Raw genomic sequence first — 19,777 nt, 5'->3', positions numbered from 1 at the left:
CTTTCCCGAAGATAGAAAAGGTCCCGACTTTATCGGTAAAGGAACTTTAACTTTGACAAAAATTGTCGGAAAAGATTTGCGATACCTTTTCAATTTTCTATCTATAAAACATAGGTATTCAAGCTTATTTTTTAGAAATTCTGCCCTCAAACCTTATACCCATGAAAAACCTATTTCCCTTTATCCTTTGCTTTTTTCTTTTTACAGGACATCTCCAAGCCAATGACGGCTACAAACTGTGGCTGGATTACCAGCCTATTGAGCGCTCAGAACTTCACCAAACCGTCTCAGAATTATTCTCGGGTATCTTTTTCTTTGGCAAAAACCCGAGCCATGAGGCCATCAAAAAAGAACTGGAACTCGCCAGTCAGGGCTTTCTAAAACAAGCACCAAAATACAGTGCAGACCGCTTTCAAACCACCCAACTTTGGATAGGAACGAGACAGGAGCTTTCGCAATTTCTCGGGCTTGAGCATCAAGCCAAAATCAAGGCGCTCGGAGAGGAAGGCTACTGGAGAGGAAGTATCATTCACGAGGGTAAAAGCTACTATGCCTTGATCGGAAATAGTCCGGTGTCAACACTTTATGCTAGTTTTGATTTTCTGAAAAGCATTCAAAGTAATACTTTTGATAAGGATACGGAAAAAACTGATTATCCGAAGATTAAACTCCGAATGTTAAACCATTGGGACAACTTAGATCGGACAGTAGAAAGAGGCTATGCTGGTTTTTCTATTTGGGACTGGCATCGCCTTCCCGGCTATGTAGATCCACGCTACATCGACTATGCCCGAGCAAATGCAAGCCTTGGAATCAATGCAGTTTCCCTCACCAATGTCAATGCGAATGCTTGGATATTGAGAGAGGATTTTGTGGAAAAAGTAAAGGTATTAGCAGACCTCTTTCGCCCCTACGGGATTAAAGTTTTTCTGACCGCTAGGTTCTCTGCTCCTATCGAGATGGGCAATCTTGAGACCGCAGATCCGCTCGATGAGCAGGTCCGGAGTTTCTGGAAAGAACGCGTCGATATGATCTATGAGGCCATCCCGGATTTTGGAGGATTTTTGGTCAAGGCCAATTCAGAGGGGCAGCCGGGACCACATGAATACAACAGAGATCATGCAGAGGGTGCAAACATGCTTGCCGATGCACTTGCTCCTCATGGAGGAATTGTCATTTGGAGAGCTTTTGTCTATTCTCATGAGATCGATGAAGATCGGCACAAGCAGGCCAACCTGGAGTTTGAGCCCCTCGATGGAAAATTCCGTGACAATGTCATCGTGCAGGTCAAAAATGGCGCAATAGACTTTCAGCCAAGAGAGCCTTTTCATCCCCTCTTTGGGGCAGTGAAAGAAACCAACTTAGGCATGGAATTTCAGATCACTCAAGAATACCTCGGCCAAGCCACCCAATTGGTCTATCTCGGTACGATGTGGGAAGAGATTCTAATGGATAAAACCTACCGCCCAAAACCAAGCAGTACGGTGGCGCGCGTCATCGACGGTTCTGATACTGAGCAAAACCTCACCTTGATGGCTGGAGTATCCAATATCGGCACAGATAGAAATTGGACAGGGCATTTGTTTGGGCAGGCCAATTGGTATGCCTTTGGGCAGCTGGCTTGGGATCCGGATCGCTCTGCTGCTGAGATCTCAGAGGAGTGGATAAAATTGACTTTCGGTCAAAAACCTGAAATCCAAGCCAAAATCAAGGAAATCATGCTGGCTTCCCATGAAGCCGCAGTGAATTATATGACTCCGCTAGGCCTGCATCATCTAATGGGAAGAAGTCATCATTATGGACCTGGACCCTGGGTAGAAGGAGGCAGAGCAGATTGGACTTCGCTCTATTACCATCGTGCTGATAGCTTGGGAATTGGTTTTGATCGGACGGAAACTGGAAGTGGAGCATTGAATCAGTATGCTAATGAAATTAGCAAGACCTGGTCAGATCCTAAAAAAACTCCCGAAAAGTTTTTGCTTTGGTTTCATCATTTACCATGGGACTATCAAATGCAATCCGGGAACACCCTCTGGGAGGAAATTGGCCTACACTACGACAAAGGAGTGAAGACCGCTCGGGAAATGCGCTCCAACTGGAGAGAACTAGAAAAACTCGTCGATTCGGAGCGCTTTTCCCATGTAGATCAATTGCTGGGCGTTCAGATCGAAGAAGCCGAATGGTGGAGAAATTCTTCCCTGCTCTATTTTCAGACTTTCGCTAAGCGACCTTTCCCCGATTCCATAGAGCAACCGGAAGGAGACTTAGAATTTTACAAGCAACAACGTTTCCCATTTGCGCCCGGTATTCGCCCAAACTGGTAATTGAACCTAAGTCAAAAAAGCATTATGGAAAAGTACCGCATTCCCTCAGAAGCCCGGATTGGACATATTCATCTCAAAGTAAGCGATCTGGAGCGAAGCCTGGAATTCTACTGTGGCTTGCTAGGCTTTGAGTTAATGATGCGCTATGGCAAGGAGGCTGCCTTTATTTCGGCCGGAGGATACCATCATCACATCGGACTCAATACTTGGCAAAGCAAGGGAAGTTCTCCGGCACCCAAAAGCTATCCGGGATTATTCCATACGGCGATTTTATTCCCAACACGTAAAGATCTGGCCATAATTTTTGGGCGCCTTCAAGCTGCCAAGTATCCCCTCACGGGAGCAGCTGATCATGGGGTTTCGGAAGCCTTGTATTTGGATGATCCGGACGAAAACGGAGTCGAGCTCTATTGGGATAGACCTAAAGAACTTTGGCCAAAAGATGAGCGTGGAGCACTGACGATGTACACCAGAAGATTAGATATCGAAAGTCTCCTAGGAGAACTTTAATTGTATTATTTTTAGAATAATAAACAAAGCATATCAATAAAGTGCCCTAAAATTCAACAATTGACCCTTTTTAACTTTTTATGACTCGTCAACTATACCTAGTTTTTATCTCGTTTCTTGTGCTTTATAGTCCTACTGTATTGGCACAAGGGGTAAAATTTGATTCTCTAGTATCTCAAGCCAAGCGATTGCTCTACACCGATTCTGACAGTGCCATGTATTTTTTGGTACAAGCAGAAAAAAAATGGGAGAGCGAACAAGAGGACAAAAAGCTAAGGGAGGGAATTCTCCAAAATGTATGGGGCGCGCTCAATTACATCAAAGGTGATTATGCCGCATCGATGAGGTATTATTCCGCGGCTTTGGAAATCCTGGAAGATGAGCAAAATCTCCCCGAACTTGTCTATGCCCTCAATGGGCGTGCTCTCATTTATCTCAGCCAGCATGAGTACGAAAAATCCATAGAAATCTTTAACCAATGCATCGCCATCAATAAAGAATTGAAGGATAGTACAGCCTTGGCCAAAAACCACTTCAACAAAAGTATTTCTGAGGACGAAAGTGGGAAAAATGAAGCCGCCTTACAGTCTCTTGAAGAAGCCTTGGGCTATTTGAAAGGGAATGAGTCCGATCCCCTATACTTGATGAGCATCAATCGCCGAGCAAAAATTTATTATGAACTAGGCGAGCTAGCTAAATCCAAAGAGAACTACTTTGAGATTATCCAAAACAGCGAGGATGCCAACAATTGGGAATTGACCTTTGCCTATTCTGGGCTAGCTGAAGTAGCTTTAGCCGAAGGGAATCCACAGCAAGCCATCCAATACGGCACAACCTCTCTAGGATATGCCGAAAAAGTAAAGGCCTTGTGGGACAAAGAGCGGGCTACCGCTGTACTCTATCAAGCCTATGAAGACTTAGGGTCTTTTGAAGACGCCTTGGTTTACAGCAGACTCAACAAAACCTACTCCGACAGCCTATACAATCAAAACAAGAATGCAGAAATCAGCTACTTGCAACTACAACTAACGGAAGCTGAAAACCAAGTACTCAAAAATGAACAGGAAACTTCCAAAAAGGAAATTGCACTTAGCAGAAATCTTTTAATTGTTCTATTGGTCGGGTTGGGAATAGCAATAGCAGCTATCTTTCTCTTTCAGCGACTTCTGCGGCAAAAGAATAAATACAATCAAAACCTAAGCGAAAAACAAAAAGAAATAGAAGCCAGAAATCAAAAACTGACGGCAATCAACGAAGAGAAGAACAAGCTGTTTTCGATTCTTTCGCATGATCTCAAAGCTCCTATCAATTCTATCAAACAACTTTTGGAACTGGAGGAATTGGGCTTATTCAAAGAAGACGAAAAAATAAAAGCCAGAGGCATTCTTATCAAGCAGGTCAATGCTACTCAGGATATGATCAATGAACTCTTGCAGTGGGCACATGCCCAACTCGATGGGATCATCACCAAAAGAGAGCCTATCGAACTCCAGAAAATCATTGAAAGTCAGATCAAGCATTTAGAGTTTCAGGCCTTGGGAAAAGGGATTCACATCGACTGGAAAGAGGAAAAAGAATTGAGTCGCATCTTGGCTGATCCGCAACAAGTCAAAATCATCGTTCAAAATTGCCTTCAAAATGCGATCAAATTCTCCCACAGAGAAAGTAGCGTTCAGGTAAGTGTAGAGGAAAGTGAAAATTATATCGAACTGATCATACTAGACCAAGGTATTGGAATTCCCCCCGAAAAACTCAATGAAATCAACACTAAAATGGTGAGGGTGGAGTCTTCCGAGGGAACAAATAAAGAAAAAGGCACCGGATTGGGGCTGCTTCTAGTCAGACAGTTTGTTGAGAAAAACAAAGGGAAGTTTCACATCAACAGTCAAGTCAATCAAGGCACAGAAGTTCGTATCAGCTTCGAAAAAGAAAAAAAGCCCTAAGGTCTACTCCAACTGCTTTTGAGCAAAAACAGCTTGAGTATTAGCTAATCTCAAATCATTTAATGCCTAAAATTCCCTAGAGCCTCAATCAAGATGTAAAAGTCATTATTTCCATCCTAGATACTTGCAGAAAGTAGCCGTACATTGCCCATCACAAAATTGTCAATATGAAATCATTCACTCTTCCCCCATTACTTTGCAGTATTTTACTGCTTATAGCATCTACCTCATGGGCACAAAACCTCTCCACCCGAGAGATGGACCGGATCAACTGGATGGAGTTTGCCGAATTTGTACCCGATAAAATATCCACAGTGCTACTTCCCACGGGCACACTCGAACCACATGGTGTCATCAATAATGGGGCAGATAATACGGCCCCAGCTGCTATGGCCAAAGCACTTGCCGATGAGCTGAATGCCCTGATTGCTCCTACCCTCAATTATGGGATGACAGGCTTGTTGGCCAACTACCCCGGTGCTTTCGAAATCAGTGAGGAAGCTTATTCGCTTTTTATCCGGGATATTTTAAAAGGCTTGGCCAAAAACGAGTTTAAAAATATCATCATTCTAAATGGACACGGAGGAGGTCAAACCGCCGTTTTGCAAAAAATCGCCGCCGAAGTGGCCAACGAGATGGGCGTACGCACCCTAGTCATCAATTGGTGGTCCTATGCCTCCGATGTGACCTTGGAAGTATTCAAGGAAGACGGAGGTCATGCCGGGCTCAATGAAACGGCATACATTCAGGCTATCGATCCTACACTGATCCAAAAAGAGCGCTACCAAGACAATCAAGCGACAGCTTATCCCAAAGACAAATCCTGGTCTGCCGCTCCTTTCCCATCCGCTATCGGCCTCTATCAAGAAGGACAAGGATATCCTAACTTTGATCAGGCTCAGGCTGATGAGTATTTCCAAAAAGTCAATGCCAAAGTGCTAAAATTGATTCAGGATACGATTGCCAAATGGGATTTGGCGGGACTGTAGATTTATGATATTCGATTTACGAATTACGATTTAGGAGAAAATTGAAACCATGACTTTTTTTGCTGACCAAACCTTCAAAAATCTTACTGCCTCTGATTTTGAAACCGGAGAATATGAGGGCTGTATTTTTCGTTCCTGTGATTTTTCCAATTTGAACTTCCAGGGATCAACCTTCGAAAACTGCAGCTTTGACTCCTGCGATCTGAGCAATAGCAAAGTTTCGAAAGTTTCCTTTCGGCAGGTCAACTTCAAAAAATGTAAAATTCTGGGGGTTCACTTTAATAATGCCAACCCCTTTTTGATTGAGTTTTACTTCAAAAATTGCCAGTTGGACTACTGCAACTTTTTCAATCTCCAACTCAAGCAATCCACTTTTATCAGCTCTCGCTTGTTCGAAGTGGATTTTTCCCAAGCCAATCTCAGCGGAGTGAGTTTTCAGGAGTCCGACTTGATGGGCGCCGTATTTGATCAGACGAATCTGGAAAAGGCTGATTTCCGCAATTCCCAAAATCTCCGTCTCGATCCCGAAACCAATCGAATCCGAGGGGCTTATTTTGACCTAAATGGTCTTCCTGGGCTTTTGGATAAATATGAAATTAAAATAGGCTGACCCTCATCAAGTTTCCGACAGTTCCCTTCAAAAATCAGTCAAGCTCTTGACTTGATCTCAATTCTTTTGTTTAATTTATAAACAATAAAATGTTAAAATAATTGACATTTTATCACGAATGACCTTTAAGGTTTTTGAAAACCTCGAAGGTCTTGCTACTCTGCTTCTGTCTACTCTTCAGGAATCTTCGCTACTCGGGGATTTGCGATCCCGAGGTCTTCGTAGGATTTGTAATCCGAACCGGACGATCTCCTGACCGCAGGAAGCATATTTCGCAATGCATACTTCGAAAATCGTATTTCCGGTTTTCGTATTTGATACCTTATACTTCTCACTTCAAATGTTTCTCAACTGCCATTCTCACTTCAGCTTCAAATACGGGACGATGTCTGTGGAAGCGCTGATCGCTGAGGCGAAAGGCAAAAAACTCGACGCACTTGCCCTCACTGACATTAACTCTACCGCAGGGGTATTTCCCTTCATCCGAGCTGCGCAAAAATCCGGTATTCACCCCGTCATTGGAATCGACTTTCGTAATGGCGTACAGCAGCAATACATCGGACTCGCCCGAAACCAAGAAGGTTTCTTCGAACTCAACAAGCACCTCTCCGATCATCGAGTCCACAAGCGAAGCTTTACATCAAAGGCTCCCAAATTTGAGAACAGCTTCATCATCTACCCCTTCTCAGAGAAGGCCTTTCCCCTGCGGGAAAATGAATTTGTCGGCATACATCCTGCCCAACTCAATAAGCTACTGACCTCACCTTGGTACCGGCGAAAGGAAAAACTCGTTCTCCTTCAGCCGGCTACTTTCAGTTCCAAAATCCAATTCAATGCGCATCGACTTTTACGCAGCATGGACCTGAATACCCTACTGAGTAAACTCCCGATGACCGAGCAGGCAGATGTCACCGATCAACTCTACTCCTATGCGGATTTAATTCCCCGCTGCGAAAATCACAGCTACCTGCTCGTCAATGCCCAAAAGCTACTCGAGCAATGTCAGTTTTCCTTCTATTTCCAAGCCGTCAAAAACCGGCGTGATATCTTGGGTTCGGACTGGGAGGATTTTGACTTTCTCCGTCAGGAAACCTTCAAGGGAGCCATTCGCCGATACCCCGATCTGAGCCCAAAAATCAGTCAGCGGATCGAAAAGGAGCTCGAGCTGATTCAGCAAAAGGGCTTTGTCTCCTATTTTCTGATCAATTACGACATCATCACCTTTGCGCAGCACCGCAACTTCTACCATGTGGGCCGAGGCTCCGGTGCCAATAGTATCGTGGCCTATTGTCTGGGCATCACAGATGTGGACCCGATCGAGTTGGATCTGTATTTTGAGCGATTTATCAACCTTTACAGGGAAAATCCCCCCGATTTTGACATTGACTTCAGTTGGACAGATCGGGACGAGGTGACCGATTACATTTTCCGAAAATACAATTCCGGAAAAGAAGAACATGTCGCACTACTCGGCTCCTACAATACTTTTCAGTACAAGTCCATGCTGCGGGAGCTGGGAAAAGTCTTTGGCCTGCCCAAGACCGATATCGAATCCCTGATCCATCATGCGGACAAGCAGGGCTACGAACCTGATCAGTTTGGCAAGCTGATCATCAAGTATTCGCAGGTGCTGCATGATATGCCTTCTCATCTGACGATTCATGCTTGTGGGGTTTTGATTTCGCACAAACCTATCCACTACTATACCGCCACAGACATGCCTCCGAAAGGCTTTCCCCTCGCTCATATCGACATGCACACCGCCGAGGACATTGGTCTGCACAAGTTTGATATTCTGAGTCAGCGGGGGCTTGGACACATCAAGTCTGCACTGGAGATCATCTACCAAAATCAGGGTGTGAAAGTAGATATTCGGGAGATCGAAAAATTCAAAAAAGACCCCAAAATCAAAGAGCACTTGCGCACCGGGCACACCATCGGGGCTTTTTATGTGGAGTCACCCGCGATGCGGATGCTTTTAGCCAAGCTGAAAGCAGACACCTACCTTGAGCTCGTGGCAGCTAGCTCCATTATACGGCCTGGAGTCGCCCGCTCAGGGATGATGCGGGAGTATATTTTGCGACACATCGATCAGGATCGGAGAAAAATCGCCCATCCCGTCATGGCTGAAATCATGCCCGAGACCTACGGCATCATGGTCTACCAGGAGGATGTGATCAAGGTCGCCCACTACTTTGCCGGGCTGAGCTTGGGCGAGGCGGATGTGCTGCGCCGGGGAATGAGTGGAAAATCCCGATCCAAAGATGAATTTCAGCGAGTGAAAGACCAGTTTTTCGAAAACTGCAAAAAGCTGGGCAGGGAGGATAAGATTGCAGCCGAAGTATGGCATCAGATCGAAAGCTTTGCGGGGTATTCCTTTGCCAAGGGACACTCGGCTTCCTTCGCCGTAGAAAGCTATCAGAGTTTGTATCTGAAAGCCTACTTCCCCCTAGAATTCATGGTCGGGGTGATCAATAATTTTGGGGGATTTTATCATACCGAATTCTATGTTCACGAACTCCGGATGAATGGGGCCGATATTCAGCCTCCACACCTGAACGAAAGTCAATACCTGACCCAGATCACCGGAAAGACCGTTTTTCTGGGTTTTATCCACATGAAATACCTGGAAAAGGCCACCGTAGAAAAATTGCTGGCAGAGCGAAGAGCGAATGGTCCATTTCTAGGTTTGGCCGATTTTGTGGCTCGGGTCGAAATCGGACTTGAGCAGCTGCTGATTCTGATCCGAATGACCTGCTTTCGCTTCACGGGTAAGACCAAGCAGGAGCTCCTTTGGGAAGCCCATTTTCTCCAAAACAAGCGAAAAGCCATTCCTAGTACAAATGAGCTTTTCCGCTCGACTTCTACGGAAATCAGTTTTGGCAAAAAGCCACCTGAAGTCCCAGAACTCGACGAGACGGATATTCGGCAGGATATTTTGGATCAGATTGACATCCTGGAGTTTCCGCTCGACTCCCCCTTTCACTTGGTCAAAGACCAAAGCGTCCAAGGAATCAAAGCCCGAGAAATGACAAAGCATTTGGGAAAACGAGTGATGATTGTCGGCTATCTGGTGACGGTCAAATACACCCGCACGGTAAAGGGAGAAGTGATGAACTTCGGAACTTTGCTGGATCGGGACGGTGACTGGATCGATACGGTACACTTCCCTCCTGTGGTCAAAAAGTATCCCTTCAAAGGCCGAGCGATCTACCGAATCGAGGGTAAGGTCGTGGAAGAATTTGGCTTCTATTCTATGGAAGTAGAAAAACTGGAGCGAATGGCCTATTGGAATGCGGGAGAGGGCTGAGCATTAAGAAAAATTTGGGTGGGTTTTATTTATGAGGAGCCTATCCAAGACAATTGTCGGGATAAGGGAGGGCAGCAGACTTTCTTGGGCTTTCTAAAGGTATTAGATGCAGCCTTCTTCTTCACCTCTTTAAAGTATTTCTATCACTTCCAGCTTCATTACCAATGCAACTAGATTTTTTTACTAAAATGTGCTGATAAGCATACAGGCTCTTTTCTCACGAAGTTTCTTCTTATGTCGATCAATTTTCAGGTAGAAATCTCGGTGAGAATTAAGGATAAAAGATGAAAAAACAATCATTTTTGGACAAATTACGTTATATTAAAGGACAAATTACCGATTAGGCAATGAAAAAGAAGTCCTCAAAAGTCAGCGAACCTGAAATAGTAATATATCAAAAGTCAAAATTGACACCCGAAAAAATTCTCAATTTAGATACTTCAGGATTAAACAACCCGCTTAACCGAATCGAGTTTTATAGAAGTGGCCTTACAAAAAGCTCATTTGAAAGCTTCAAAACAACTTCAGGTCTCGATTACCTTAGTTTAGCCAAAGTATTGGGAGTTTCCGCCAAAACTTTGCAGCGCAAGCAATTTTTTGACACCGCCCAATCCGAAAGACTTTATCAGTTGGCCGATTTCTATGCTGTTGGGATCAATTATTTTGGAGAGGAGGGATTTAGAAAATGGATGGAGCGACCGCTTTTTACTCTCGATCACCACATTCCCATAAACCTTATTGATTCATCAGAGGGGATTGAATTACTCAAGACCGAGATTCTGAGGCTTCAGCACGGCATAGCAGTTTGACTCTTATGAAAGCTTATCGAATCGCACTTACCAAATATTCTGACACAAGCGGCGAGGGAGCCAAGCAGTATGGAGGCCGCTGGAACCAACCTGGACTGCCTGCAATCTATGCGGCGGCTAGCCTATCGGCAGGTTTATTGGAACGCCTAACTATAGATCCAGAATTACTCTCTTCCGAACGGTATCTTGATTATTCTGTCATGGAATTCTCTATTTCCGAAGAGCTAATTTTTTTTCCATCCCTAAAAGAATTACCCAACAACTGGAATGAAATACCAGCAGCTATGGCGTCAATGGAGTATGGGAGTAAGCTGATAAAAAATGGAGTACTTTGTTTCGCTGTTCCCTCAGTGCTAGACCCAACATCGACTAATTTTGTCATCAATCCGCTTTCACCCGATTTTAAAAAAATTCAACACAGCACTTATCCACTCGATCTTGACAAGCGAATCCAGAGATAAAATCCACTCTCAATCTAAAAAACTCAGGTATTTCCAGTCAGACAGGCTTTCAAAACCATCCGTTGAAACTGAAAATCATCCTTCATGATTTTGAAAAACTCTTCCAAAAACCGATTGCAGGATCTCATCTCTGACTCTTCCATGTAGGTGGAAGCGGACGCTACCACTTTCCAGATGTTTTCCTCTTTTTGTAAAAATTCCTGTCTGACATACTCCATCAACTCCGGTTCGCGACAGTAGCCCCGATAAAGACGATCTGTGACATAGTCTATATCCACCAAATTGCTGACTTGGGCATAGGGCGGATTAACCAATCCTGTCATATCGAAATCATAGGCTAGAGGGACGACGGCATTTTCTCCCACTTTCATGATCTTTTCATTATGACGAAACATGCTGGAAAAATCTGTATTCCCGATCAAAAACTGAAAGAAGTCATGTCTCACTGAAGCCGTGTCCAGCATAAAGGTGGGGTGGACCTTAACCCTCTTCACAATCTCCCCTCCGAAGCGCTTAGCCACATCATCATCATCCTCGATCAAAAAACCCAATAGCTCGGTAGTGCCTCCCTTTTTATCATCTAAATTCTCAAGCTCGACCCGAATCAGTCTAGTCTGAAACGTATAAGGGGTCACTTCCTCGTACAGCTTATAGCAAAGAAATTCCTTAGCGATAAAGCTGTCTGCATTCTTCACTTTTGCACAGGGAAGTACGACTTTCAGATGCTTATTCTCTTCAAATAGCGTCCCGGATCTTTTCTTCTTCTTGATTTTGAGGCGAAGCGGCGGGTAGTAGCAATTGCTCAGACGAAAATTGCCTCTAGTCCTGAGCTCGACCTGAAGCGAATCCCATTCACCCGACTCCGCCTGATACCAAAGCACCTCATCAACATACGTAGAGTCATTGGACATCTTTTTCATTTCCTTGATCGAAAAACTCAAGCGCAGGGGCAAGGCTTCCTGGCTGTCAAATAAACCCTGGGCCAATCCAGAGAAACTCAACACCATCAACAGAACGGAAAATGGGAGTACAAACTTTTTCATAAGGACCTAATTAAAAGTGCATTGAATCTACAAAAAAATGCTGACTATCAAGAACTTCAGGATATTTTTCTCGCTTCCCAAATTCTCATAAAAAGCATATGGGCCATTCTGCGGGCATGCTCTTTAGCATAGTTGGCGTTTTCCCCCTCGAAGTATCGATCGATAGTTTGAAACCACAGGTCTAGCCAATTTCCAAAATGTGCTTGTTCTATTTGATGATCTACTTTCCGATCGACAGCTACGTGAACCTGTGCCGGATTAAACTTACCTCTACCGGGCCCGGTCTGTAATAGGATGATTTCCCAAAAATCACTCAAATGCACCAAATGATGTTCCCAATCATCCACTACTCCATTGAAAATAGGCCCTAAGGTCTCATGCTGACGAATCTGATCGTAAAATCTCCTCACCAAAAAATCAACCTCCTTTCTACTTCTAATGTCTATCTTATCCATATTCAATCTTTCAAAATTGGCTTTAGTACTTCCAATTTACCATCAATATTTTCCGGTATTGGTAATCCCAATAGCTCACAGATCAGCGGATAAATATGAACATTAGAAAAAGGCTCAATTACCTTCTGAGTTTCTATATTCGGGCCTGAGGCATAGAAAATACCCTGCATTTCCTGATAGTCTGGACTAAATCCATGCTCCCCAAAAACCTCCGTTTTCATGCTGGCGGCCCGATTTTGGTAGCGAAACAAGCCCCTATTATCCGTCAAATAATAGCCCAAATCAGGAATGATCAACAAATCCCCCATCAAGTTTCTATGCAGGCTAAGGTCCTCATAGTATTCCCGGTCTTCGATATCAATCACATGAATATGCTTTCCCCGAGATTCGATCAGCTGCTTATAGGCCGCTTTGTCATTTTGATCTTCAAGATGCAGATGAACCAAAGCTCCTGAGTTGACTACGCGGGCATCCAAGCCTTCTACCAAAGGCTCCAAATTGATCAATTGGGCTCTAGGGACATCTACCATCCCATGGTCAGAAACCAAAATCACATGAATAGGCAGATCAAAGCTCTTCAATCCCTCAAACAAAGCTCCCAACTCACGATCTAAGCGATCCAACCTACGCTTTAATTGCTCATCATTGCTCGGTCCATAGCCGTGCCCCACGTCGTCCATATCCGAAAAATACAAGGTAATCATCTGAGGGCGTTCATCAGCGGGTAACTGCAACCATTCAAATACTTTGGCAACTCTAGTAAGATTTGGGACTTTGCCATCGTAATCGTAGTAGTAGCTCGGCCTCACCCCTTGGATCGCTGCTTCCGATCCCACAAAAAAGTAGCTTGCCGCTTTCATTCCGTTTTGCTCAGCCAATACCCATAGAGGAGTACCTCCGTACCAGCTTCCATCTGTGACGACCTCGCGGTTACCAATGGAGTAAATTTGATCTTTTTCAGGATTATAAAAGGTATTGTCTACCACACCATGATGCTCCGGTTTCATTCCTGTAGCGATCGTATAATGATTCGGAAAGGTCTTACTGGGAAAGGAAGGAATCAAGCCTTTGGCAGCAGTACCGGATTGGACAAAGCGGGACAGGTTTTCAGGCTGAAAACGCTCAACATAATCGTATCGAAACCCATCAAGTGAAATAAGAATGACAATATTATCCGTCTTCTCCTGTGAAAATCCTAAAGTAAAGCTAAATAGAAAAGCGATGAGCAAGTGGAAAATCCTCTTCATGGTTTTTCTTTCAAAAATACCTTACATTTTTAACTCCTGCCTATTCTTATCCAATAAATCTGAAACTGCTAGTCCCCCTTGATGGAAGCCTCAGTCTTTTTCCTAAAAGTACCGGTCATTTATCTGTAGAATTAGATCCCAATCAAACCCATAACACCCACTTTGGTATGCAGTTAGGACTTTAATCCTTACCCCAGCTTTTCCTCGTTAAGCAAGGTGTTTTTACAAAAAATAAATAGCGAATAAGAAGCTTATTATCCGTACCTTACCTCTATAATTTTTATCTGTCCTCTCTTTCTGGGTTTTGTTTTTTATCCATCCAGCACTTAGTCTTCCAGATGACAGTACACACTTTAACAAATATGTCATGAAATGCTCAAACAAAATTTTATTGGGTCTCGGTATTATTGGAATTTTAGCACTTAGCCCATCTTGCAAATCCAGTAATGCCGTCAAAGGAGGTGCTATCGGTGGCTCAGCCGGTGGTGTTATAGGAGGATTGATAGGAGGCAAGAACAATACCGCCACAGGGATAATTATTGGCTCGGCCATCGGAGGTTCGGCGGGTGCCATCATAGGAGATCAGATGGACAAGCAAGCTGAAGAGTTGATACGAGATCTCGAAGGAGCAAAAGTAGAACGAGTGGCTGAGGGGATAAAAATCACTTTTGACTCGGGATTGCTCTTTGGATTTGATCAAGCCTCCCTAAATACTTCATCCAAGACCAATCTTCAGAATTTGGCGACTACGCTAAATAAATATGAAGATACCGATGTCATGATCGAGGGTCATACCGATTCGACGGGAGAGGAATCCTACAATCTGACTCTTTCCTCGGAGCGAGCTTATGCTGTACAGGACTATCTCAGTGATCAGGGCGTAATCACCAAGCGAATGAATAGCAAGGGAATGGGTGAGTTGCTCCCTCTAAACTCCAATGAAACCGAAATCCAAAGAGAGCAAAACCGACGGGTGGAAGTAGCTATCTATGCGAATAAAAAGATGCAAAGAATGGCTAAGCGAGGTCAAATCGGAACTTAAAAATCAATCCGCATGAGATAATCAGTCTGCAACTCATCTCCAAAAGGAAAAGGATGACTGCCGAATATTCTCAGGCCATTTTTCTCATAAAAACGTATCGCCTTGGTATTGTGCTCCCACACACCCAGCCAGAGATACGTTTTTTCTTTTTTCCGAGCTAGATCAAAAGCAAAATGCAAAAGTTGTTTTCCATAGCCTTTTCCGAGGTACTCTTCCAAGAGGTAAAGTCGGGCAATTTCCAAACTGTCGGGATCATGGATATCCGTCTGAGAGGGAGTTTCATTAAGCTTGATATAACCCACGGCTTTTTCATCCACCTTTGCCAGAAAGAAAGAAGAAGAGGTGACTGCTATCTCCTTTTCAAACTGACTCAAGGTAAAGGCTTCCTCCAGGTAAGCTTGCACATTCTCTGCTTTGTTTCCTGCTGTAAAAGCCTGGACAAATGCCTTTCTTGCCACTTGCAAAAGGATAGTCAAATCTTCTCGGCTTGCCTTTTCGATCCGAAGAGTGTCTTTATTTTCCACGCTTTATCTTCTTTAATGCCACTTGAATCTGATCTAAGGGAAACTCGCCTAGGATCCCTCGATATCTACCATCGGGGTGTAGAACCATAAAACTCTGACATGGGTAAGGAAAACGAAAAAACTGCTGCTGAAAAATGGATTCAGGATCAGAATTCCAAGTCAGTTCGGAACTGGAAACTTGAAGTCCCACAGGAGAAGCATAAATATATACGGGGTCAGCGGCATTTAATTTCCCTGTCCACCGAAGCAGCGCTTTGTGATTTTTAGAATAATATTCCTGTGGGTTGCGCTGGGCAGTGGTATTGCACTCGTCAGGGCCAGGATAAAAGACAATGAGTAGAGATTTACCTTCCTCATAGGCTTCCAAACTTCCTGTTTTCTCAAAGAAAACTCGAGTGTCTTCCAGCTTGCCGGATGGCATACGATGAACCAATACCTTTTCATTTGCAGATTGTCCAGGTATTCCGAAGTAGGGCCCTTCGAGGATTTGTTTTTCAAAGTAGGCTTTCCCTATTTCTCTCCCCTGATCATCTCGATAAATTTCTTGAGAATAGACCAAGGAAGAGAAAAGAAGAAAGGAAAATTTGAACACCAGAAAGGAATACAAAACTCGAATCATCATGCTCAAAAATAGGAAAAATGACTGGCTAAAAAATGAAAGTCAAAAAAATGCAAAAAAAGATAGGTTAAAAAATGATGCTAATTTTCACCCCTTTTCAGCACCGCTTGTTTTTTAAAAAAATAAACTCTCAAAAAGCTGGTTTAAAACTGTAATTACTAAAATATGTACACCTATCAGAACCATTACTTTAAGTGCCCATCTTATATTCATCATACTATCTTGATTAGTAAATCAAATAACCATTTCACCGCAAACCTGGAGGTTACCTCCTTGTTTATGAATCTAAGGTAAGTGCTATTTTTTTATGGATTTTACCAAATGAGTAAGCGCTACTCACCTGTGAGTAAGCGAGGACTTACTCCGAGTATCCGATTTTTAAGGTCACAAAAAACTGTTTTAAACCGCTTATCTCAAAATTAAAGATTTAGAAGATTTTCAGAAGTGCTTGTGAACCTTAATAAAACTATAGGGTTTAGATTGATTTCAAAACAGAGATCAGCAGGTCCTTCCTACGTGTTGCAAGCGGTACCTGACTCCCATCTTTCAAATAAATCATCCCTCCCTCACGTCGATCATAGTGATCAAAAAAACGGAGATTGATCAGGTGGGATTGGTGGGTTCTGAAAAACTTATTTTGTTCCAAAAGATCATTGTACTCCTTGAGGGTTTTGGACACTAGGATCACCCGTCCATCTTCCAAAAAAAACTTGGTGTAATTACCCTCTGCCTGACAGCGAAGTATATTTTTCAGGTCGATCAGAAAAATATTTTCTGAATCAGAGAGGACGATTTGAAGCGTTTCTGGGCTAGTTGATTTGGAATTGTTGAGCGCATGCTGTACCTGAATTTCTTGAAGTGCAGGATATACTTTGGCTTTTTCTACTGCCCTGACGAGGTCCTCTGCATCCACCGGCTTGAGAATATAGTCTATGGCGCTGACTTTGAAAGCTCTTATAGCAAAGCCATCATGTCCAGTGACAAAAATCAGTTTAAAGCTCTGATCACCCATCAGCGAAAGTAAATCAAAGCCAGTCCCATCTTTCATTTCTATATCCAAAAAGACCAAATCGGGCTGATGCTCACGAATGCACTCCAAGCCCGAGCGAACTCCCTCTGCCTCCGCCACTACGTTTACCTCAGGCACAAAAGTCTCGATAAGCATACGGAGATTTTCCCGCACATGGTCTTGATCGTCTATGAGTATGGCTTTCATTGAATAAAATTAGTTTTCTTGATAGGGGACTCTAAGCTGAACCTGAGTTCCGCTCTGCTGGGGATCTATCACCGACCGGTCCTGCATTTCAATTTGGATCTTATGGTTCAGTTTTAGATTAAAATTGTCAATTCGCTCACGGATAATCGAGGTGGCGAGGGATTGGTGCCCGGGTGCTGACTGGGTAGAGGTATTATTTATCCCTACTCCATCATCCAAAATTGTAATAGTAATGTAATCTAACCCTTTTTTAAAATGTACTTGAACAGAACCCTGCTCCCTGACCAGTCCATGTTCGATAGCGTTTTCCACAAAAGGCTGCACAAACATCGGGGGTATAGAAAAACTTTGAGGCTCTAAATCATCGGAAAGTTTAATCTCGAAACTGAACTTTTGATTCGAGAGGACCTGCTGAATTTCTAAATAATTCTCTAGCATTCGTACTTCTTCCTCTAGGGAAATAAATTCGGTACGAGAGTTTTCTAACACTTGCCGCATCAATTTAGAAAATTTAGATAGATAAATTGCAGCTTTTTTCGAATCAGATTTCAACATAAAATTCTGAATGGAGGATAAAGCATTGAAAATAAAATGAGGATTGAGCTGTGACCGCAAGAATCTTTGTTCTAATTCAGCTAAAACGACTTGATTTTTAATTTGCTTACGCTGCTGATATCCATAGGCTATCAAGATCAAAAGCCCGATTCCTATTCCCCCAGACCATAACAATTGGTTCTTTTGACGGAGTTCCAGGTTTTGGATTTCATTTTGTTGAGAAAGCACTTCTATTTCTGCTTCTTTTTGGGAAGTTTCGTAGCGGGTCTTGAGCTCTTCTATGGTTTCGGCCCTTTCTGCCATCGCCAGACTATCACGAAAAGCCTGGGCCAGCTTATAATGCTCCAAAGCTTGAGCATAGCTCCCTACTTTTTCATTTAAAGCAGCCAGCCCTTCGTATCCTTCCTGCAGGAGCGGCAAAGAGTTAATTTCTTCCGCTAATGCTATTCCTTTTTGATACCATTCTCTCGATTCATTCATCCGGCTTTGTCCACTTCTCACCTCAGCAATCCCAAAGTAATTGGAAGCCTGATTTCGTGTATATGCTCCTCCTTCAGAGATTTCCAAAGCCTTAAAATAGGCCGATTCAGCCTCTTCGAATTGCCCCATGGTATGGTAAACTGAACCGAGATTACTGTAGCCCATCATCTTTCCTACCTCGATAGCTGCACGCTCACTTACGGACAGGACTTCTTCAAAAGCCTCCAATGCCAATTCATACTCTCCTCTTTTGTCATGAACTGTCCCCAAATTATTGAAAAGAATCGCCTGCTGAAGGTCAAGCTCTAACTCCTTTGCTACCGAAATAGCATCTTCATAGACCTTGATGGCTTTGTCCAACTCTTCTGTCCGATTGTAAATGATCCCCAGATTATTATAAACGGCTAATATCCCCTCGCGCTCTCCAATCTTCCTGTAGATACCCTCGGCCTGTAGCACCTCTTTCAATGCTCGCTCTAGGTTTCCCACTTGTAAAAAATACGCTCCCAAAGAATTATGTCCCAAAGCTTCTCCACGCTTAAAACCCAGGTCTTTGGATACCTTTATAGCCTCCTCAGCATAAGCTTTTCCTCCCTGCTCAGCAGTGAAAGTGCTCGATTCGCAAAGCTCTATCAATGTCAAGACATAATTAGTATCCTGTTTGGATAATTGCTTCAAGACTGTCTGCAAACTATCCAGACTATCCACTTGAGACAAGGCAAGCCTGGGAAGAAGAAAACAAAGCAAGAGGAATGATCCCATGGATGTGAATGGGCGCCAAAATTTTCTCATGAACAAGGGGGATTCAAATAGAGCTTCTAATCTACAACGGGAATTTATTCTGTGAAAACGCTAGGGCATTTTACAAAATGCACCAATTTAAAACAGTGCTTTTTCTTACTTAGTTTCAAAATAATTTTTCCATCTATTTGTTCTTGCCTTTTCTAAACTCGTGGGGTTGAAAGCACCCTTACTTCGGAGAAAACTTTTAGTCTCAAATTCGCGATTTTTCCAAATCCACCTAATAAAACCCAAAATTTGAAATTTCAAAATCAACCTAAATATGCAAAAAACGCATATTATCCGACAGCAAACGATTACTATCGGATACTATCGACTGTCTCCCGACTTATCACTCCCCTCCTTCCCAACTTTGACTCAACGATTTACTTCGAGCGAAATCAATTTCATTAATTCATTCACTTAAACAATTAAAATCATGAACACGCTTAGAAACAAAGTACAGCTAATCGGTCGCTTAGGCGACAAAGTCGAAATCAAAAATTTAGAATCCGGGCAAGTCCTAGGCAAAGTTTCCCTAGCCATCAATGAATCCTACAAGAATCAAAAAGGTGAGCGCGTAGACAATACCAGCTGGCACCGATTGGTACTCTGGGGTAAGCAGGCCGAGATCCTGCATAAATTTACCGACAAAGGATCAGAAGTCGCTGTGGAAGGAAAAATCTCCAACAGAAGCTATACCGATAAAGATGGCATCAAGCGATCAGCTACTGAGATTGTCGTCAACGACTTCACTTTTCTAGGTGGAAAGCCATCCAGTCAAAATAACAATCAAAAAGAAATGGTTGAGTCTACAGAAGATGATTTGCCATTTTAGTCGAATAAAGCCTTAAAAGCTT

18 protein-coding genes are annotated in these 19,777 nt (G+C 43.3%); 11 read left to right on the top strand and 7 right to left on the bottom strand.

The genetic code is table 11. The annotated features are described in order from the left end of the window. The first annotated feature begins 161 nt into the window (after nucleotides 1-161). From BLQ57_RS17030 to BLQ57_RS16995, 8 genes are all read left to right on the top strand, one after another. The gene (locus tag BLQ57_RS17030) at nucleotides 162-2,324 is read left to right on the top strand and encodes an alpha-glucuronidase family glycosyl hydrolase (protein WP_087940761.1); all 2,163 of its coding nucleotides are present in this window, start codon (nucleotides 162-164) and stop codon (nucleotides 2,322-2,324) included. A gap of 24 nt (nucleotides 2,325-2,348) precedes the next feature. Next, nucleotides 2,349-2,834 (top strand): VOC family protein, encoded by a 486-nt coding sequence (locus tag BLQ57_RS17025; protein ID WP_087940770.1) that lies wholly within the window; start codon nucleotides 2,349-2,351, stop codon nucleotides 2,832-2,834. An 80-nt stretch (nucleotides 2,835-2,914) separates the two neighbouring features. Beyond that, on the top strand, nucleotides 2,915-4,777 hold the full coding sequence (locus BLQ57_RS17020; protein WP_087940760.1) for a tetratricopeptide repeat-containing sensor histidine kinase: 1,863 nt from the start codon (nucleotides 2,915-2,917) through the stop codon (nucleotides 4,775-4,777). Nucleotides 4,778-4,944: 167 nt separating this feature from the next. Further along, the gene (locus BLQ57_RS17015) at nucleotides 4,945-5,766 is read left to right on the top strand and encodes a creatininase family protein (RefSeq protein WP_087940759.1); all 822 of its coding nucleotides are present in this window, start codon (nucleotides 4,945-4,947) and stop codon (nucleotides 5,764-5,766) included. Between the two features lie 49 nt (nucleotides 5,767-5,815). Beyond that, complete coding sequence (locus BLQ57_RS17010) at nucleotides 5,816-6,376, top strand: pentapeptide repeat-containing protein (protein WP_087940758.1); 561 nt, start codon at nucleotides 5,816-5,818, stop codon at nucleotides 6,374-6,376. Nucleotides 6,377-6,716: 340 nt separating this feature from the next. Then, on the top strand, nucleotides 6,717-9,686 hold the full coding sequence (locus BLQ57_RS17005; RefSeq protein ID WP_087940757.1) for a DNA polymerase III subunit alpha: 2,970 nt from the start codon (nucleotides 6,717-6,719) through the stop codon (nucleotides 9,684-9,686). 347 nt (nucleotides 9,687-10,033) lie between these two features. Then, nucleotides 10,034-10,495, top strand: coding sequence for an antitoxin Xre/MbcA/ParS toxin-binding domain-containing protein (locus tag BLQ57_RS17000; RefSeq protein ID WP_087940756.1), 462 nt, complete (start codon nucleotides 10,034-10,036; stop codon nucleotides 10,493-10,495). A 5-nt stretch (nucleotides 10,496-10,500) separates the two neighbouring features. Further along, nucleotides 10,501-10,956 (top strand): RES family NAD+ phosphorylase, encoded by a 456-nt coding sequence (locus BLQ57_RS16995; RefSeq protein ID WP_087940755.1) that lies wholly within the window; start codon nucleotides 10,501-10,503, stop codon nucleotides 10,954-10,956. Between the two features lie 23 nt (nucleotides 10,957-10,979). On the opposite strand, the gene BLQ57_RS16990 is transcribed toward BLQ57_RS16995, so the two are convergent. The 3 genes from BLQ57_RS16990 to BLQ57_RS16980 are packed head-to-tail and all read right to left on the bottom strand — an operon-like array spanning nucleotide 10,980 to nucleotide 13,701. Next, nucleotides 10,980-11,999 (bottom strand): hypothetical protein, encoded by a 1,020-nt coding sequence (locus BLQ57_RS16990; protein ID WP_087940754.1) that lies wholly within the window; start codon nucleotides 11,997-11,999, stop codon nucleotides 10,980-10,982. A 56-nt stretch (nucleotides 12,000-12,055) separates the two neighbouring features. Continuing rightward, nucleotides 12,056-12,454 carry a group III truncated hemoglobin gene (locus tag BLQ57_RS16985; RefSeq protein ID WP_087940753.1) on the bottom strand — a complete coding sequence of 133 codons (399 nt, stop codon included), beginning with the start codon at nucleotides 12,452-12,454 and terminating at the stop codon, nucleotides 12,056-12,058. A 2-nt stretch (nucleotides 12,455-12,456) separates the two neighbouring features. After that, the gene (locus BLQ57_RS16980) at nucleotides 12,457-13,701 is read right to left on the bottom strand and encodes an alkaline phosphatase family protein (protein WP_087940752.1); all 1,245 of its coding nucleotides are present in this window, start codon (nucleotides 13,699-13,701) and stop codon (nucleotides 12,457-12,459) included. Nucleotides 13,702-14,068: 367 nt separating this feature from the next. Between BLQ57_RS16980 and BLQ57_RS16975 the strand changes: the two genes are divergently transcribed. Next, nucleotides 14,069-14,743 (top strand): YiaD family glycine zipper/OmpA-like lipoprotein, encoded by a 675-nt coding sequence (locus BLQ57_RS16975; RefSeq protein WP_087940751.1) that lies wholly within the window; start codon nucleotides 14,069-14,071, stop codon nucleotides 14,741-14,743. Here BLQ57_RS16975 and BLQ57_RS16970 read toward each other — a convergent pair. The 4 genes from BLQ57_RS16970 to BLQ57_RS16955 form a co-directional block, all read right to left on the bottom strand. Beyond that, nucleotides 14,740-15,267, bottom strand: coding sequence for a GNAT family N-acetyltransferase (locus BLQ57_RS16970; RefSeq protein WP_087940750.1), 528 nt, complete (start codon nucleotides 15,265-15,267; stop codon nucleotides 14,740-14,742). The two genes, BLQ57_RS16975 and BLQ57_RS16970, sit on opposite strands and share 4 nt — an antisense overlap. Next, nucleotides 15,257-15,889, bottom strand: coding sequence for a hypothetical protein (locus tag BLQ57_RS16965; protein ID WP_087940749.1), 633 nt, complete (start codon nucleotides 15,887-15,889; stop codon nucleotides 15,257-15,259). The genes BLQ57_RS16970 and BLQ57_RS16965 overlap by 11 nt, the downstream gene beginning before the upstream one ends. 472 nt (nucleotides 15,890-16,361) lie before the next feature. Beyond that, nucleotides 16,362-17,102, bottom strand: a complete 741-nt coding sequence (locus BLQ57_RS16960) for a LytR/AlgR family response regulator transcription factor (protein WP_087940748.1) — start codon at nucleotides 17,100-17,102, stop codon at nucleotides 16,362-16,364. Between the two features lie 9 nt (nucleotides 17,103-17,111). Beyond that, nucleotides 17,112-18,929, bottom strand: a complete 1,818-nt coding sequence (locus BLQ57_RS16955; RefSeq protein WP_087940747.1) for a tetratricopeptide repeat-containing sensor histidine kinase — start codon at nucleotides 18,927-18,929, stop codon at nucleotides 17,112-17,114. A 271-nt stretch (nucleotides 18,930-19,200) separates the two neighbouring features. On the opposite strand from BLQ57_RS16955, the gene BLQ57_RS21235 reads away from it, so the two are divergent. After that, nucleotides 19,201-19,344, top strand: a complete 144-nt coding sequence (locus BLQ57_RS21235; RefSeq protein WP_169712785.1) for a hypothetical protein — start codon at nucleotides 19,201-19,203, stop codon at nucleotides 19,342-19,344. Between the two features lie 12 nt (nucleotides 19,345-19,356). After that, complete coding sequence (locus BLQ57_RS16950; protein ID WP_087940746.1) at nucleotides 19,357-19,755, top strand: single-stranded DNA-binding protein; 399 nt, start codon at nucleotides 19,357-19,359, stop codon at nucleotides 19,753-19,755. Nucleotides 19,756-19,777 lie beyond the last annotated feature (22 nt).

This window comes from Algoriphagus faecimaris, from assembly GCF_900101705.1.
In the GTDB taxonomy this organism is placed as follows: domain Bacteria; phylum Bacteroidota; class Bacteroidia; order Cytophagales; family Cyclobacteriaceae; genus Algoriphagus; species Algoriphagus faecimaris.
The sequence above is the reverse complement of the archived record's forward strand: the minus strand, read 5'-3'. Positions and strand labels throughout refer to the sequence as shown.

Bases quoted from the DNA above. Each gene is read 5' to 3' on its own strand.
- BLQ57_RS17020 (WP_087940760.1), top strand. From the start codon at position 2,915: ATGACTCGTCAACTATACCTAGTTTTTATCTCGTTTCTTGTGCTTTAT.
- BLQ57_RS17010 (WP_087940758.1), top strand. From the start codon at position 5,816: ATGACTTTTTTTGCTGACCAAACCTTCAAAAATCTTACTGCCTCTGAT.
- BLQ57_RS16975 (WP_087940751.1), top strand. From the start codon at position 14,069: ATGAAATGCTCAAACAAAATTTTATTGGGTCTCGGTATTATTGGAATT.
- BLQ57_RS16980 (WP_087940752.1), bottom strand. From the start codon at position 13,701: ATGAAGAGGATTTTCCACTTGCTCATCGCTTTTCTATTTAGCTTTACT.
- BLQ57_RS17030 (WP_087940761.1), top strand. From the start codon at position 162: ATGAAAAACCTATTTCCCTTTATCCTTTGCTTTTTTCTTTTTACAGGA.
- BLQ57_RS16960 (WP_087940748.1), bottom strand. From the start codon at position 17,102: ATGAAAGCCATACTCATAGACGATCAAGACCATGTGCGGGAAAATCTC.
- BLQ57_RS16950 (WP_087940746.1), top strand. From the start codon at position 19,357: ATGAACACGCTTAGAAACAAAGTACAGCTAATCGGTCGCTTAGGCGAC.
- BLQ57_RS21235 (WP_169712785.1), top strand. From the start codon at position 19,201: ATGCAAAAAACGCATATTATCCGACAGCAAACGATTACTATCGGATAC.
- BLQ57_RS16965 (WP_087940749.1), bottom strand. From the start codon at position 15,889: ATGATGATTCGAGTTTTGTATTCCTTTCTGGTGTTCAAATTTTCCTTT.
- BLQ57_RS16990 (WP_087940754.1), bottom strand. From the start codon at position 11,999: ATGAAAAAGTTTGTACTCCCATTTTCCGTTCTGTTGATGGTGTTGAGT.
- BLQ57_RS16995 (WP_087940755.1), top strand. From the start codon at position 10,501: ATGAAAGCTTATCGAATCGCACTTACCAAATATTCTGACACAAGCGGC.
- BLQ57_RS16985 (WP_087940753.1), bottom strand. From the start codon at position 12,454: ATGGATAAGATAGACATTAGAAGTAGAAAGGAGGTTGATTTTTTGGTG.
- BLQ57_RS17025 (WP_087940770.1), top strand. From the start codon at position 2,349: ATGGAAAAGTACCGCATTCCCTCAGAAGCCCGGATTGGACATATTCAT.
- BLQ57_RS16955 (WP_087940747.1), bottom strand. From the start codon at position 18,929: ATGAGAAAATTTTGGCGCCCATTCACATCCATGGGATCATTCCTCTTG.
- BLQ57_RS17015 (WP_087940759.1), top strand. From the start codon at position 4,945: ATGAAATCATTCACTCTTCCCCCATTACTTTGCAGTATTTTACTGCTT.
- BLQ57_RS17000 (WP_087940756.1), top strand. From the start codon at position 10,034: ATGAAAAAGAAGTCCTCAAAAGTCAGCGAACCTGAAATAGTAATATAT.
- BLQ57_RS17005 (WP_087940757.1), top strand. From the start codon at position 6,717: ATGTTTCTCAACTGCCATTCTCACTTCAGCTTCAAATACGGGACGATG.